We start from the raw sequence: 14,860 nt of genomic DNA, 5'->3' as shown, positions 1-14,860 counted from the left end.
CTCCTGCCCGGAAGTGTTCTCGTCCACTGGCAGACGGTCCGCGCCGTTCGCCCGGTCACTGACGACACAGCAGCGGCCCAACGAACCCGAGCAGGACCGTTCAGGAGGGTGGGTAGTCACTCAAGGGTCTCGGTCGGAAGCGGTCATCAGGTGGCCGCGGCGTGGTGTCGCGCGATCGCTCAATTCGGTGGACACGGTCAGTCGGTGTTGACGACGCTGGCGGGCGTGACGAGTGCTTGGCTTCAGGGAGGCTTGCGGATCAAGGTCTACGCGCTGTCGGCGCTTGGCGAGGCCCTCCCGCTGTTTGCGGTGTACGCGCTGATCTTCGCTGATAGCGGATTGTCGGCCGCGCAGATCTCATCCTTGTTTTTCGTCTGGGCTGCTGTTGCCTTTGCGCTGGAGGTGCCTTCCGGTGCCTTGGCCGACCGGGTTTCGCGGCGTCGGCTGTTGATCATCGAGAGCCTGCTCCGAGCGGCCGGCTGTGCATTGTTGGTCACGGTGCCGTCGTATCCGATCTTCGCGATCGGGTTCGTGTTGTGGGGTGTCGCGGGCGCGCTGCGATCGGGCACCTTCCAGGCACTGGTGTACGACGAGTTGGCCGCGACCGGCAGCGAGCGGTTCTATGGCAGGTTGATTGGGACCGCGGGGACGATCGGGCCGCTGGCCGGTGTCGGTGCGACCCTCGCTGCCGCTCCCTTGCTGGCCCTGGGCGGGTATCCGCTGGTCGGCTGGATCAGCGCTGCAGTCAGCATGGCCGCCGCCGTGGTGTCCTGGACACTTCCGGAGCGGCCGCAGGTTCGGCACATCGACGGTGGCGTCCGTGGCTACCTGGGCACGCTGCGGGACGGGCTGGTGGAAACGCGGCGGAATCGGGCCGTGTTTTTCGTGTTGATTGTGCTGGTGTGCCTGAACCTCGGTGCCATCGACGAATACGTGCCGCTGCTGCTGCGCAATGACGGCGTCCCGACCGTGATTATCCCGGTCTTGTTGGCCGCTCAGGCGGTGATGACCGCGGCGGCGAGCTGGGCGGCTGGGCGCTGGTCGACAACTCGATCACTTGTCCCGGCAGTCGCGTTGATCATCGGCGCGGTGGCTCTTGCGGGGGGCGCGCTGATCATGCATCCGGTCGGATTCGTCGGCCTGGCGGCGGCGCTGACCGCGACCACCTTTGTCACGGTGTGTACGCAGATCCGGCTGCAGCACGCGATCACCGGCCAAGCCCGTGCCACGGTGACATCGGTGGCCGGGCTCGGAAGGGAGTGCGCCGCCCTGATCACCTACGGCTTGATCGCCGGCCTGTCAGTGGGCCTTCCGATCTCCACCGCTGTGGCCTCGATGGCAATACCGATGCTGCTGCTAGGCGTCGCCCTGCCCCGCCTGCTCGGAACTGCAAAGGCATGAGGACGAGCCGTCGAGCCGGATCGGTTGTTCACAGAGGGCGCGACAGCAACGCTCCGCTGGGCATGGAAGGGTCTCCGCGAGCGGGCTGGAGGTCCGCCCGTTTCGCCGTTGGTGACCAGTATTTGTGACCAGTTGTCTCCGACACCCGGATCTGACACCCCGAAAATCGAGCGTCTAGCCTAGTCAATCAGCGATTCTTGCTCCCGGGAAGGAGTCGAACCTTCGTCGCTAATCCTGATTCAAAGTCGCGACCAATCAGCCGCGCGAGGCCGCACAAAGCGGCACTCATGCACTGCCGTATGGCTTCGTTTACTCCTGTCGACCGCCGTTTGTGAGCGAGATTGTGAGCAGCCACCCGCAGGCCACTGCGGGACGATCTGCTGTGTAGACCTCTCCTTGCTCAAGGCGTCGCGCGTCTCGCTTCACTGCGGTCCGCGCCGCCCTTACGCCCTGGCACTTCTGTCGACGTGAAACGGCGGACCAGCGAAGCTGTCTCGGATCGGCGCGCACACCTGCTCCATGTCTGCGAGGTCCCGACTCCAAGGGTTCCCCGGAGCGATCGTGTTGATCGACGTCGCAGCTTCGAGTAACACCAGGGCCCCGAGTGCCTGCGGGGTCGGAGACTTCATTGGTGGCCGTCCGCTACAGCCTTCGCAGGCGCACCCATCTCGCGTAATGAACCGCATCGCCGTTTCCGGGGATGCGTGGGTCTGATGGGAAAGATAAAGGAACCGCGCGTAGTACACGTCACCGACGTAACCAAGCGACTTGCACTGAGCCGCGAAGGCAGCGAGGTAGTCTTTCCTCGGCTCATCAATCGCGTTCGGTCGTTCGACATCTGACCGAGCCGAAGACAGCGATTCCCACGTTTGATAACCCGAATCGATCAACCAGGTCTCGAACTTCCTGTACTCATACGCCCGAGCCCGCTCGGTTACTCTCCAAGCACCCGGATCCGCTAGCAAGACCTTGATCAAGACAGCATGCTCGATCATCCCGCGCAACAGACCGGACGCCTCATAGTCCAACTCAGCTTCAGCCAGCATCAGGACAGCCTGAGCCTGCCTCCGAATCGCCGTCCACCACCCGTTGAGGTAGTTTCCCTGCTCTCGCGACTCCGCCTGCAATGGACCGGATTCCAACTGTGCGACCGTAGTAATCACCGCGCGTGACAGGACGAAGACCTCACGCTCTCCGATCAACGCGTCCCCATGGACCATGCGCACCTGCCCCCAAGATCGTGCCGTGACTAGATTCCTCCAGAGGAGATTAGCCGGAAGGTGCCGCGCCCGCGTCCCATCTCCGGACTATCACCAACCGCCAACGACCCAACTCGGCCGAACAGTCGAGCCGGGTCTGCTTGGCTGGTTGCGCTCGCTGCGCAAGGATGGACCCGACTGTGGACCGGCATGGCTTCGTTACCTCTTGTCTACCGCCGTTCACGGAGTCAGAGCGGCATCTCCGAACAACCGGCCGGCTGCGATAGCCGCGGTAGCCGCCGCGTCGTCGTCGGTCACCAGGTAGAAGCGCCGATAGGTATCTACATCGTGACCGAGAAGTGCCGCCGCCGCGTGGTCAGCGACACCATCAGCCTGCAGATGGCTATCGTCAACATCCAGGCCGGAAGTGTACTCGTTGACTGGCAGCCTGCGCGCACCGTGCGACCGGTCACTAATGACGCCGCGATCGGACCGACCAGACGAAGCCGCACCCGTGCAGAAGGGTGACTAGCGCCAGACGAGTCTGCTGGGTTCGCCTCCAACTCCGATCAGGGCGCCGCGCAAGCGCAGCGCGGCGGCGCATGTCCTCGCCTCGCTGCGGGCCGCCTCCGCCTAATGGACCGCCGCAGCGTACAGGGTGCCAACCTTCGGCGCGCGGAAACTGCGACTCTGAAGCATGGCGAGGGTCACAGAATTCTCCTGCTCCTGCCTGAGCCATTTCTTGACCTGCGTGCTCGGCTCGCCCGCACCGAGCGCAGACAGGGCTAGTATCCGTCGATTGTGCGGATTGTTCGTGCGCTCCATGCCTGATCTAACGGCCTCGCGGGCCGAGTTCTTGTCCCACTGACTCAACCGCTGTGCGCACGCCGCAAGTAGTTGAATGTTTGAACTACCGTCCGCGACTACCTCGCTCGCATACGCTGTGAGCTCCTTGGGTGCCTTCTGACCGGAGTCAAACATTCGCAGGTAGAAGGATGTGCTCCAATCAAACTTCCACCACGGATCGCGTGTCCCAGCGACAAACCATTCGGCCAGTCTTGGAGCAGTAAAGGACGTGGAGAACAGTCGTGAAAGAGAGTCGGCGCAGTGCGGCATTTTCGTTGAAGCTTCGACCAGGTCCTCCAGTCGGTATTGAACACGATGCTCAAGCATCCTCAGCGCTGCGAACTTAACACTCGTTCTCCCTGCCTTCTCCACTTCATCTAGCAGTCGGTCAATTAGCTCCTCGAGTGGAGTGTGTTCTGGTGGATCTTCCTGTAGCGCACCATCCACGGCGCTATGTTCAATCTCGCCCGCCTTCTGGTACAGCTCATCATCTGTGTATAGGTCGGTTTTGGCAGTGTTTAGGTCCATTCCCGCCGACCTTGCGGCAGTTTGGAGGTCGACCTGGGCTCGCCGTAGCTGACCTTCATCTGAGCCGAACAGCCACATATCATCCATCCAGCGGGCGTAGGAGTGTCGCTGGACCTTCCTGACCTTCCTTCCTTGCAGGATAAGACCGGCCATAGGCTGCGAATAGCTTTCGAGTACTACGTCCAGGGCGTTAAGCATGCGATTCGCAAGAACGGCAGACGCCAGCGAACGCTGCGGAAGCCCGCTTCGTGGCGATACTTCCGAAACCTTTTGAAGAAGTGTTATTAGCCGATTTGCGACATCACCCTTGGCGCATTTGTCCTCAATTGCAGCATAGACGTGTTCTAGCGGAATATTGGCGAAGCAGGAAACGATATCCGTGGTAATCCCTACCGGGAACCTCATGGCACCCTCCGTGAGGTGGCCCCGATATGAGTTCCATTGGATATCTTGCCGTGAGTACAAGCCACGAGATGCGTCGACGAATGGTAGACGCCAGCCGTAGACGTTCGCGGGCAGGTCACCGATTAAGTCCACGCTCAATCTATCGATCAGCATTTGATAGATCAGTCGATCAACAATGTCAAGTACGACGGCTGGCCTGGTTCCCCAGTTCTCTTTGGGTACATCTATTGCAGCCACTCGGGATGCACTAGTTGCCTGTAGGTGGGCAAGCAGCACGTCCGTGCCGGTCTTCTGGAGAAATTCGAGTTCCGGCCAATCCCATGGATCGACGTACCAGTCACCGATAAATTCGGAATGTAAATTCTGTGCGCCCCGGCTAACGTCGAGCGCGTCAAGCCACGCTATTCCCCCCATGGCATCCAATTCTCTCACGGGTCGATCGCGTCCGCCGGGTTTCCCGTGAACCGAACTGGGTTGGTTCCGTCTCGTCCCCCTCGTAGGCAGACGCGGCTGGTGTGGGCCGTGTCCGACAGACTGTCCGACATCGGTAGCGCACAGACCCCGTACGGCACCGGCCGTCGCCGACCCATCTCAGCCCGACCAGCAGCCCGATGACCTTGTGCACCCGAGGTGCTTCGGGACTAAGCAGTCAATCTGGGCTTCGTGACAGCTCGGTCGCGACGGGCCCTCGCAGGCGGCCTGCGGCGAATGCATTTGCCGGACTCCAGGAAGTGTCAGACATCCGTGCGATGGTGGAAGACGTGGACGTGCGCACCGAGGACATCGAGGGGATCCCGCGGGAAACCTCCGAGTGCCGCGCGCAGCTTTCGTCGCCTTGTGGCGCGAAGCTGAGCGGCTCGCACGGTCTGACAAATACGCGGTCGGCGTAGCGTGGGCCTGCCGCTGGATGGCCTGCGGAACTACCGTCTTCAACGGGCAGCGGGCTCCGGCACCGGCTCCGATCACCCACACCACCCGGCGGGCTCACGAAGCTGCTGGACCGGGAATTCCAGGCGGCCGAGCGGTGGGCCATCCGATTGCAGGCCGACGCCGCGGATCGGTTGTTCGCTGAGGGCGCTACAGCCACGCTCCGCTGGGCCTGGAAGGGTCTCGGCGACCCGCCCCTGGGACTGCCGCCGATCGAAGCGCTATCGGCGCGAACTGGCTAACGAAGGGGCTCGGATTCGCGGTTTGTGAGCGCGGGTTGTGTGCACGGCCGGCAATCCTGCCGGACTTACACGACAGAAATGCGCCATTCTGCCTAGTCAACCGGACTTCCTTGCTCCCCGGGAAGGAGTCGAACCTTCGTCGCTAATCCTGATTCAAAGTCAGGCGGGCCCTGCCGGCAGACCAACCGGGGAACGGCCGAGCGGTCGGCCAGGGACAAGAGTACGCATCGTCCCGCCCGCCGCGCATCTCGGTTCCCGGAGGTCCGCCCGGATCGGCACGGACGAGGCGTGGAATGGATTTCTCCATCGGCTTGCGGTTGGGGAGACTAGGACAATGCCGTCCCGATCTGCGCCGCGCCGGGCACGCCGGGTCCGGATGACCGGCGCCGAGCGCCGTGAACAGTTGATCACGGTGGCGCGCGGGCTGTTCGCGGACAAGGGCATCGACGGTACGTCGGTCGAGGAGATCGCGGCGGCAGCGGAGGTCAGCAAGCCGGTCGTGTACGAGCACTTCGGTGGCAAGGACGCCCTCTACGCGGTCGTCGTGGACCGCGAGGTGACCACGCTGCTGGACGGGATCGGCGCCGCGCTGAGCACCGAAGGCCGGTCCCGCGAGGTGCTCGAGCAGGCGACGCTGGCGTTCCTCGACTACGTCGAGGGGCACACCGAGGGGTTCCGCATCCTGGCCCGCGGCTCGGCCGCCGGCGAGTACGCGACGCTGCTCGGAGATGTGGCCAGCCGGGTGGAGCGGGTGCTCCGGACCGAGTTCCAACGACGCGACCTCGACCCGAGGACCGCGCAACCGTACGCACAAGCACTCGTGGGGATGGTGGCCATGACCGGTCAGTGGTGGTTGGACAACAGTCGCTGGGGCCGCAAGCCCGAAGTTGCGGCCCATCTGGTGAATCTCGCCTGGAACGGCCTGCGCGGGCTGGAGCCCCGGCCCACGCTGGCGAGCCGTCGATGACCCGCGTCGTCGACGACGCGCCCGGTGCGCGGCTGGACTCGCGGGCCGCCGCGTTCGCGGTCGCCGGATTGTTCGCGGTCAACGGCATGCTGCTCGGCGGGTACGGCGGCTCGCTGCCGGCCCTGCGCGCCAAGCTCGGCTTGGACTCGACCGCGATCGCCCTGCTGCTCTTCCTGGCCGGCCTGGCCGCCATTCTCACCATGCAGGTCGGCGGCCGGCTGGCCGACCGGCTCGGCGCGCGACCGGTGGCGCTGCTCGGCCTGCCGGTGATCATCGCGGGCTGTCTGATGGTCGGATTCGCACCGCTGTACGGCATCGCGGTCGCCGGCGCGATCATGATCGGGCTCGGCAACGGCGCGATGGACGTCGCGATGAACGCGGCCGGCGTTCAGGTCGAACGAGCCCGGCGGCAGCCGATCATGAGCCGGTTCCACGCCTTCTTCTCGATCGGCAACTTCGTCGGGGCCGGCCTGATCCTGCTGATCTCGGGCGTCTTCGGGCTCGGCGGCGGTGCCGTCGTCCTGCCGCTCATGATCACGATGGCGGTGATCGCGCTCGCCTCGCTGCTGCCGCTGGTCCGGCACACGCCGCGGGCGACCCCGGTGCACCACACGGTCGACGGGGTGCGGTCGAGGATCCCCGTGATCGCCTGGCTGCTCGGCCTGATGGCGATCGGGTACGGGCTCGCGGAGGGCACCGCGGTCGACTGGGCCTCGATCCATGTCACCGACGTGGCCCACGTCGACCCGGCGGTCGGCGCGATCGGCCTGATCTCGGTGAGCGCGTTCATGACCCTGATCCGGCTGCTCGGCGACCGGCTGGTGGTCCGGTTCGGCCGCCGCGCCGTGGTCCGGTTCGGTGGCATCTGTGCCGCGGCCGGCTATCTGATCGTCATCACCACCACCCCGCTGCCGCTGCTGGTGCTCGGCTGGGCGCTGGTCGGGTTCGGCGTGGGCATGATCGCCCCGCAGGTGTACGCGGTCGCCGGGCACCTGGGCGGCGGCCGGGTGCTGGCCCTTGTGGTGACCTTCGGCTACGCGACCTTCCTGATGGGCCCGGCCGTCACCGGCTTCCTGGTCCGCCAGCTCGGCGTCCAGCACGCGATGATCCTGCCGGGCGTGCTCTGCCTGGTGATCATCGCGCTCGCGGTGGTCCTGCCGAAGACCGACGACGGCATCAATCCGCGTCAAGAGTCTTGACATCTACACTTCAGCCATGGCGCAACCGCTTCCGGCTGACGCGGGTGAACCGCGGGACGAGGTCGACCTGGTCGTCCAGGCCTGGCAGCGTGAGCGACCCGACCTGGACACCGGGCCGATGGAGGTGCTGTCCCGGGTGACCCGGCTGGCCCGGCACCTGGACCGGCTGCGCCGCTCGGCGTTCGCCGCTCACGGGCTGGAGTCCTGGGAGTTCGACGTGCTGGCGGCGCTGCGGCGGGCCGGCGCCCCGTACCGGCTGTCGCCGGGGCAGTTGCTCCGGGAGACCATGGTCACCTCGGGCACCATGACGAACCGGGTGGACCGGCTGGTCGGCCGCGGGCTGGTCGGACGGGAGAGTCACCCGGGCGACCGGCGCGGCGTCCTGGTCACCCTGACCGACGCCGGCCGGACCGCCGTCGACGCGGCCCTGGCCGACCTGCTGAGCGCGGAGCGGGAGATCCTGGCCGGCCTGCCGGCCGACGAGCATGATCAACTCGCTCGCTCGCTGCGCTCCCTGCTGATCCCCTACCGCGCCGGCTGACCCGTCCGTACACACCTTCCTGGCGCTTTACACAGGAAGCTTCTGTGGTATTGCGCCAGTTTTTCACGTTAACGTGAAAAACTGCCGGGCCCCAGGTTCACCCGAGGGCGCGGATCAGTTCGCCGCGTTCCCGTTCGGTGATGGTGCGGTTGGCGACGTAGCGGTCCAGTTCGCGGGCCGCGGTGGCGCTGCTGCTGCGGGACTTGATCAGTTTGTCCACGATGTCCTGCAGCGTGCAGCCGGTGATCACGAAGCGGTTCCGGACCGGGGTCACGACGCCGCGTACGGTGACGAAGTCGCGGGTGTCCGGGGTGGCGCACTGGGTCTCGGCCGGGGTGAAGCGGCCGTAGTGGATCGGGTTCTCGAAGCCCTCCGGCCAGACCAGGGTGAGCAGGTCACGGTCGGCCGAAGGCTCAAGGCGGTACGCCTTCTCGGCCTGCCGCTCGCCGGTCAGGGTGAACGGGTCGAGCGCGAGGATCGACTCGCCGACGCTGGCGTACAGGTAGCCGTTCGGGTGGAAGATCAACTCGCCCCTGGAGGCGGCCTTGATCGCGCCGACGCCGTCCAGCGGAACGGCCCGGATCACCTTCCAGGCCACGGGATCGAACTCGAAGACGGTCGAGTCGGCGAGCCCGTACAGGCGGCCGTTGTGGACGGTCAGCGCGTTGATGCTCTGCGCGCCGGCGACCGGCTCGATCGACCGGACCACCTCGCGGGTCGCCGGGTCCCACTCGACCAGCTCGGCGGTGCCCGCGATCGGGTCGGTGCCGGTGCCGCCCTGGGTGCTGCTGCCGGCGTAGACCTTGCCGCCGAGGAAGGCGAGCGAGGCCATCGTGTGATCCTGGACGACGTTCCGGGTCACCTTCACCTCGCCGGAGGCCAGGTCGACGGTCGCGATCGCGCCGCCGCGCAGGCCGTAGTCCGGCTCCGTCGCGGCGTAGAGCGTGCCGTCGTGGACCTGGACGTCGAGCGGCCGGATCTGCGCGCCGTTCTCCTTGAGGTTGGCGAAGATCTTCGGATTGTCGGCGCCGGCCGGTTGGTCGGGGCGGTACGCGATCAGGCTGCCGTTCGGATACGTACCGGCATAGATCGTCGTCTCCTCCTCCGGACCGAGCGTCCAGTCCTCGACCTGGCCGAGCCGGGTCACCGGCGTGATCACGCCGGACGCGACGTCCAGCTTCGAGGTGCTCCCGTTGAGGAATGCGTCGAAGAAGATCTCCGAACCGTCCCGGGTCGGCAGCACGTGCTGGAGGCCGGCCGGCGCCGGCGCGAACGGGTACGACAGGCTGCCCGCCGCCCCGGTCGTCGGGTCGTAACGGAACCCGCCGCCGGAGTAGTTGCCGGCCAGGGCGTACAGCACTTCATGATCACCTTCGGTCGTCCAGCCGTAGCCGATCAAGGCCCCGCGGGTGGACGGCTTGTCGGTCGTGGTCACCGTGTCGGTGGTCAGGTCGTAGGACGCGAGGTGCGAGACGGCGTTGACGAGCCGGCTGAAGTAGACCTTGTGATCACGCGGCTCGGAGACGCCACGGGCCACCATCGGCAGCCCGGTCACCGGCTGCCCGGTGGACGCGTCGGTGACCGGAACCTCCTTGTTCGCCACGGAATCGAAGACCCGCAGGGTGTTGTTGACGTTGGCGATCACCCGACCCTCGGCGTAGTCGAGATCGATCACCGAGGCGCCCGGGAACGGCGCGGCCAGGCTGGTCTCGGAGAAGGTCTTGCTGGTCAGGTCGAGCTTGAACAGCTTCGGGATCGGCTGGGTGCCGACGAACAGCGCGTTCTGGTCCGGGTCGTACACGGTCGACTTGAGATACTTGATCTCGTCGTTGTCGACCGGCTTGCCGTAGTCGGTGAAGCCCTTGTCCGGGTGGTAGGACCACACGTGGGCATTCGGGTACGAGCCGCCGAAGACGGTTCCGTCCGGAGCGATCGACAGCCCGAACAGGTACGTCTCGCCGGCCACCGGCTGGCCCAGGTCGGACATCTCCTTCGTCGCCGGATCCCAGGCGTAGAGGTGGCCCTGGTAATAGGTCCCGACGTAGACCACCCCGTCCGGCCCGACCGCGATCGTCGGCCCGCCGGAGGCGCCCGGCATCGGGTACTTGCCGAGCAGGGTGTTGGTGCCGTTCACCGACGTGGTCACGTTGAGCTCGGCGTTCTCCCCCATCACCGGTGCGTACGCGGCGAAGGTGCCGTCCGGCAGCGTCCCGTACGCGCCCTCGACGACGGTCAGCGAGCTGATCGTCGGGCCCAGGTCGCGCAGTTCGCCGGCCGGTGGCGGCGGCGTCTGGAGTTTCGCCGCGGGTTCGCCCTGGGCCGCGGTCGGACCGGCGATCGCCAGGCCGAGGGCGAGGACGAGCAGAGCTGTTGCGGTACGGCCGAGAGCACGCATACGGTCACCCCTAGTTCCGGATGGCTCAAATTGCGGTTAAGCGTAAGCGATAATTCCGGCCGGGGATAGACCCGAGAGGCTCAGACGAGTCGCGCCACCCTGATCTCGACCGCGACCAGGACGGCCAGCACCAGACCGGTGATCAACTCCGGCACCGGCGTCGCGGTCGAGGCCAAGATCAACACCACCGCCCCGAGGAACGGCGCCCAGGTCCGCGGCGACCCGTCGTGATGGCGCAGGTGGAGTGCCCAGAGCATGATCAACAACACCGCCACCGGCACGGTCACGGCCAGGCCGGTGACCAGCGCACTGCCGTGGTGCTCCGACCCGGACCAGAAGTCCACCCGGGCCGCGAGCCCTGCACCGACGGCGGCCGCGGCACCCAGGATGAAGTAGTGGCCCCAGCCCCACAGGAACGCCCGGGCCTGGTGCGCCCGGTCCACCGTGGACAAGACATCGCCGACCGACCGGGAGAAGTAGAGCCACCAGGCGCTGAAGACGATCAAGATCCCGGAGCCCACCACGATCAGCACCGAGGAGGTCCAGAGTTGATCATCCGAGAGGGCACCCTGGATCGCCAGGGTCGTCGACAGCACGGTCTCGCCGAGCACGATGATGAAGAACAGGCCGTACCGCTCGGCGATGTGGTGCGGATGCCAGGTGGTCCCGCCGGTCCGCTCGGCGAACAGCGGCACGGCGAGTTCCAGGATTCCGAGCAGCACGAACAGGGGCGTGACCAGGAACGGCGCGGCTGCGGTGATCGGCAGCCAGGCGATCCAGCAGATCTGCACGATCACGATGCCGACCGCGTAGCGGATGCAGGTCTGCCTTCGTTCCGGATCGTGGTACGCGGCGCGCAGCCATTGCGCCACCAGAGCGATGCGCATGATCACGTAGCCGGCGACGCCGAGCACCAGGTTCCCCTCGAACAGAGCGGGGATGCCGGCGGCGAGCACGAGTGAGCCCAGGATCTGCAGGATCGTCAGCAGCCGGTAGATCACGTCGTCGTTGTCGTACGCGGACGCGAACCAGGTGAAGTTGAGCCAGGTCAGGAAGATCGCGAAGAACGCCATCATGAAGCCGACCAGGCCTTGCAGCTCGTGGTGGTCGGAGATGTGATGGTGCAGCTCGGCGGCGGCCTGGGCGATCGCCACCACGAAGCAGAGATCGGTCAGCAACTCCAGCGGCGTAGCGGCGCGGTGCGGGTCGGCCGGGTCCCGCGGCCGCAGCGCACGGATGATCGGCATGGCTCCTCGTACGTTCTCCACAGCAGGTCATCGTTCCGTAGATCGGGCGGCGACGACAGTAACGCCCCGCACCTCCGCGCGGCTGGATAGCCTGAAACCGGTCCACGGCACAGCAGCGGGAGGACGCCATGACGGAAGCCGACCGACCCCGCGTCAGCGTGCGGTGCGCCCGGCTGAGCAGCGTGATCAGGTGGGACCACTTCCGGCTCGACGGGACCGAGGTCGAGCAGATCCGCGAGCTGTACGGCGCGGTGCGGGACGGCTTCGGCAGCTTCGCGAACCTGACCCTGGAAGCGCCCGAGGCCGACGCGGACCGGTGGTTCCGGGCCACGGCCGACCTGGTTGGGGCCACCGAGCAGGCGTGGACCGAACAGAACCGGGCGGAGGCGCGGCTGCGGCCACCCTCCTCGGCGGGCAGGTGGCTGGCCTGGCGGGCCCGCGGCGGGCGTACAGATCGTGTGCGGCAGGAAGTGGAGGCCACGGTGGAGCGGCTCCGGTCCGAGGTGCTGGCGGCGTACCTGGCCTTCCGCGATCGGGCCGCCGACCTGACCGACCGGATCGACGCCGACCAGGCGAGACGCCGCGAGGAGTACGCCCGGGAGCGGCAGCAGCGGCAGGCCGCCCGGGGACGCGCGCTCGCCGAGATCAGCGAAGCGCCCGTGTGGTCGTACCAGGTCGGCCCGAACCACGGCTCGACCGACCCGCGCCGGCAACGGCTGGTGATCACCCTGCAACTGCTGGAGCAGCAGCCGAACCCGACGCTGGGCGATCCGGTCAGTGGGCTGACGGCGGCCCGGGTCAACGAGGCGATCGAGCGGTTGCGCGCCGACGATCCGTACCTCGTCGTCCATCTCGACCCCGCGACCCGGGAGAAGCTCGTCGAGTGGACCGAGGAGCAGCTGCTGGAGGCGCAGTGGCTGCGGGTGAGCGGGGTCAAGATCGACCCGCACCCGTTGACCCCGGAGGAACTCGAGGAGATCCGCAACCGGCCGCCGACGAACACCTGGCACGGGCCGTCGAGCAACTACTTCAGTCCGCCGTCCTTCTGACCTCGGCCCCGGGTGGTGCTCAGCCGACGATGCGGGCGCCGTGCACGGGGCCGACGGCGCGCCGGACGGTGCGGCAGATGCCCTCCGAACTGAGCCGGACGGACAGTTCGATCGCGGCCGACTCGGAGCCGGCCAGGAAGGCGACCGTCGGTCCGGACCCGGACACCACGGCGCCGAGGGCGCCCAGGTCGAGGCCCGCGTCGATCACCCGTTGCAGCCTGGGGCGCAAGGTCAGCGCGGCCGGCTGCAGGTCGTTGTCCAGGGCCGAGCCGAGCGCGGCGGCGTCGCCGGCCCGGAGCGCGTTCATCAGTTCGTCGGAGACGGTCGGCTGCGGCGCGGTCAGGCCGCCGAGGTCGTCGTAGAGCCCGTACACCTTCGGCGTGGACAGGCCCTCGTCGCTGAAGGCGAGCACCCAGTGGTAGCAGCCGCGGGCCAGGGCCGGCACCAACCGCTCGCCGCGGCCGCTGCCGATCGCGGTGCCGCCGACCAGGGCGAACGGGACGTCGCTGCCGAGTTCCGCGGCCAGCGCGGTCAGTTCCTCGTGCTCCAGGTCGAGCGCCCACAGTTCGGCGCAGGCGACCAGGGCCGCCGCGCCGTTCGCCGAGCCGCCGGCCAGGCCGCCGGCGACCGGGATCGACTTCTTGATCGACAGCCGGGCCCCCTCGGCCGGCGCGTACGTCTCGGCCAGCAGCCGGGCCGCCCGGACCGCCAGGTTGGTGTCGTCGGTCGGCACCAGTTCGGCGTCGTCGCCGGTGACCTCGACGCTGAACTCGCCGGCCGGGGCGGGCTCGGCGACCAGCTCGTCGTACAGCGAAACGGCGTGGAAGACCGTCGCCAGCGGATGAAACCCGTCCTCCCGGGGCGGCCCTACCTTGAGCGCGAGGTTGATCTTGGCCGGGACGCGAACACGAACACCGGTCGGGGGCAGGGCGGCAACCACACTGCGAGGCTAATGCCCGTCCGGACCGGTCCGACGCTCGACCCGCTGCTACCGCTGGGCCAGCGCCTCGGCGATCCGCGCGAAGTCGGCGATCCCGAGCTGCTCGCCGCGGGTCTGCGGGTCGACCCCCGCCGTTTCGAGTACGGCGCTCGCGGCGGCCGACGACCCGGCCGTCCCGGCGAGCGCGGACCGCAGCATCTTGCGCCGCTGGGCGAACGCGGCGTCGATCACGGCGAACACCTGCTCCCGGGTCGCCGTCGTCGGCACCGGGTCCCGCCGGTCCAGCGCGACCAGGCCGGAGTCGACGTTGGGCACCGGCCAGAACACGCTCGGGGCGACGCTGCCGACCCGGCGCGCGGCGGCGTACCAGGCCAGCTTGAGCGACGGGATGCCGTACGTCTTGCTGCCGGGACCGGCGACCAGGCGGTCGGCCACCTCGGACTGCACCATCACCAGCCCGTACCGCCAGCTGTCGAAGGTGGCCAGCAGGTGCAGCAGCACCGGCACCGACACGTTGTACGGAAGGTTGGCGACCACCTTCGTCGGCTGCTCCGGCAGCTCGTCCACCTTCAGCGCGTCGGCCGTCAGCACGGTCAGCGCGTCGGCGCGGTCCGGGGCCAGCCGCTCGATCGTGGCCGGCAGCGCCCCGGCGAGCAGCTCGTCGATCTCGATCGCGATCACCCGGCGGGCCCGGTGCAGCAGCCCGAGGGTCAGCGACCCCAGCCCGGGCCCGACCTCGACCACCACGTCCTCCGGCCCCACCTCGGCCAGCGAGACGATCCGGCGCACCGTGTTGGCGTCGGTGACGAAGTTCTGCCCGCGCTGTTTCGTCGGCCGCAGGCCCAGCTCGGCGACCAGGCCGCGGACGGCGGTCGGGTCGAGCAGGCGTTGATCATGGTCGGAGGCCACGGGTGAGGATAACGCGGAACCGGTAGGGTTCCGCGGAAGTCCGTGGCATCGAGTGGAAGGAATCG

At 67.5% G+C, this 14,860-nt stretch carries 12 protein-coding genes and 1 tRNA gene; 6 read left to right on the top strand and 7 right to left on the bottom strand.

Translation table 11 applies throughout. The annotated features are described in order from the left end of the window. The first annotated feature begins 204 nt into the window (after nt 1-204). Complete coding sequence (locus tag AC6CCG_RS23835; protein ID WP_496657219.1) at nt 205-1,401, top strand: MFS transporter; 1,197 nt, start codon at nt 205-207, stop codon at nt 1,399-1,401. Nucleotides 1,402-1,844: 443 nt separating this feature from the next. Here the strand turns inward: AC6CCG_RS23835 and AC6CCG_RS23830 are convergent, their stop codons facing one another. Continuing rightward, complete coding sequence (locus tag AC6CCG_RS23830; protein ID WP_496657438.1) at nt 1,845-2,621, bottom strand: DUF5677 domain-containing protein; 777 nt, start codon at nt 2,619-2,621, stop codon at nt 1,845-1,847. Between the two features lie 189 nt (nt 2,622-2,810). Here AC6CCG_RS23830 and AC6CCG_RS23825 point away from each other — a divergent pair, with 189 nt between their 5' ends. Next, nucleotides 2,811-3,128 (top strand): hypothetical protein, encoded by a 318-nt coding sequence (locus tag AC6CCG_RS23825; RefSeq protein ID WP_496657218.1) that lies wholly within the window; start codon nt 2,811-2,813, stop codon nt 3,126-3,128. Between the two features lie 105 nt (nt 3,129-3,233). Here AC6CCG_RS23825 and AC6CCG_RS23820 read toward each other — a convergent pair whose 3' ends face one another. Both AC6CCG_RS23820 and AC6CCG_RS23815 read right to left on the bottom strand, forming a co-directional pair. Beyond that, complete coding sequence (locus tag AC6CCG_RS23820; RefSeq protein WP_496657217.1) at nt 3,234-4,811, bottom strand: RNA-directed DNA polymerase; 1,578 nt, start codon at nt 4,809-4,811, stop codon at nt 3,234-3,236. An 850-nt stretch (nt 4,812-5,661) separates the two neighbouring features. Next, nucleotides 5,662-5,740, bottom strand: a tRNA-Gln gene (locus tag AC6CCG_RS23815). A gap of 142 nt (nt 5,741-5,882) precedes the next feature. On the opposite strand from AC6CCG_RS23815, the gene AC6CCG_RS23810 reads away from it, so the two are divergent. The 3 genes from AC6CCG_RS23810 to AC6CCG_RS23800 are packed head-to-tail and all read left to right on the top strand — an operon-like array spanning nt 5,883 to nt 8,255. After that, nucleotides 5,883-6,515 carry a TetR/AcrR family transcriptional regulator gene (locus AC6CCG_RS23810; RefSeq protein ID WP_496657216.1) on the top strand — a complete coding sequence of 211 codons (633 nt, stop codon included), beginning with the start codon at nt 5,883-5,885 and terminating at the stop codon, nt 6,513-6,515. Beyond that, nucleotides 6,512-7,714 carry an MFS transporter gene (locus AC6CCG_RS23805; protein WP_496657215.1) on the top strand — a complete coding sequence of 401 codons (1,203 nt, stop codon included), beginning with the start codon at nt 6,512-6,514 and terminating at the stop codon, nt 7,712-7,714. The genes AC6CCG_RS23810 and AC6CCG_RS23805 overlap by 4 nt, the downstream gene beginning before the upstream one ends. A 16-nt stretch (nt 7,715-7,730) precedes the next feature. Further along, nucleotides 7,731-8,255 carry a MarR family winged helix-turn-helix transcriptional regulator gene (locus AC6CCG_RS23800; RefSeq protein ID WP_496657214.1) on the top strand — a complete coding sequence of 175 codons (525 nt, stop codon included), beginning with the start codon at nt 7,731-7,733 and terminating at the stop codon, nt 8,253-8,255. Between the two features lie 97 nt (nt 8,256-8,352). On the opposite strand, the gene AC6CCG_RS23795 is transcribed toward AC6CCG_RS23800, so the two are convergent. Both AC6CCG_RS23795 and AC6CCG_RS23790 read right to left on the bottom strand, forming a co-directional pair. Then, nucleotides 8,353-10,650 (bottom strand): NHL repeat-containing protein, encoded by a 2,298-nt coding sequence (locus AC6CCG_RS23795; protein WP_496657213.1) that lies wholly within the window; start codon nt 10,648-10,650, stop codon nt 8,353-8,355. An 80-nt stretch (nt 10,651-10,730) separates the two neighbouring features. Continuing rightward, on the bottom strand, nt 10,731-11,897 hold the full coding sequence (locus AC6CCG_RS23790) for a low temperature requirement protein A (RefSeq protein WP_496657212.1): 1,167 nt from the start codon (nt 11,895-11,897) through the stop codon (nt 10,731-10,733). A gap of 128 nt (nt 11,898-12,025) precedes the next feature. Here AC6CCG_RS23790 and AC6CCG_RS23785 point away from each other — a divergent pair, with 128 nt between their 5' ends. Next, nucleotides 12,026-12,946 carry a hypothetical protein gene (locus tag AC6CCG_RS23785; RefSeq protein ID WP_496657211.1) on the top strand — a complete coding sequence of 307 codons (921 nt, stop codon included), beginning with the start codon at nt 12,026-12,028 and terminating at the stop codon, nt 12,944-12,946. A gap of 19 nt (nt 12,947-12,965) precedes the next feature. Here AC6CCG_RS23785 and AC6CCG_RS23780 read toward each other — a convergent pair whose 3' ends face one another. Then, complete coding sequence (locus AC6CCG_RS23780; protein ID WP_496657210.1) at nt 12,966-13,886, bottom strand: 4-(cytidine 5'-diphospho)-2-C-methyl-D-erythritol kinase; 921 nt, start codon at nt 13,884-13,886, stop codon at nt 12,966-12,968. A 48-nt stretch (nt 13,887-13,934) separates the two neighbouring features. Beyond that, the gene (gene rsmA / locus AC6CCG_RS23775; protein WP_496657209.1) at nt 13,935-14,795 is read right to left on the bottom strand and encodes a 16S rRNA (adenine(1518)-N(6)/adenine(1519)-N(6))-dimethyltransferase RsmA; all 861 of its coding nucleotides are present in this window, start codon (nt 14,793-14,795) and stop codon (nt 13,935-13,937) included. Between the last annotated feature and the right edge of the window lie 65 nt (nt 14,796-14,860).

Source organism: Microlunatus sp. YIM B11417 (assembly GCF_059617205.1).
The sequence above is the reverse complement of the archived record's forward strand: the minus strand, read 5'-3'. Positions and strand labels throughout refer to the sequence as shown.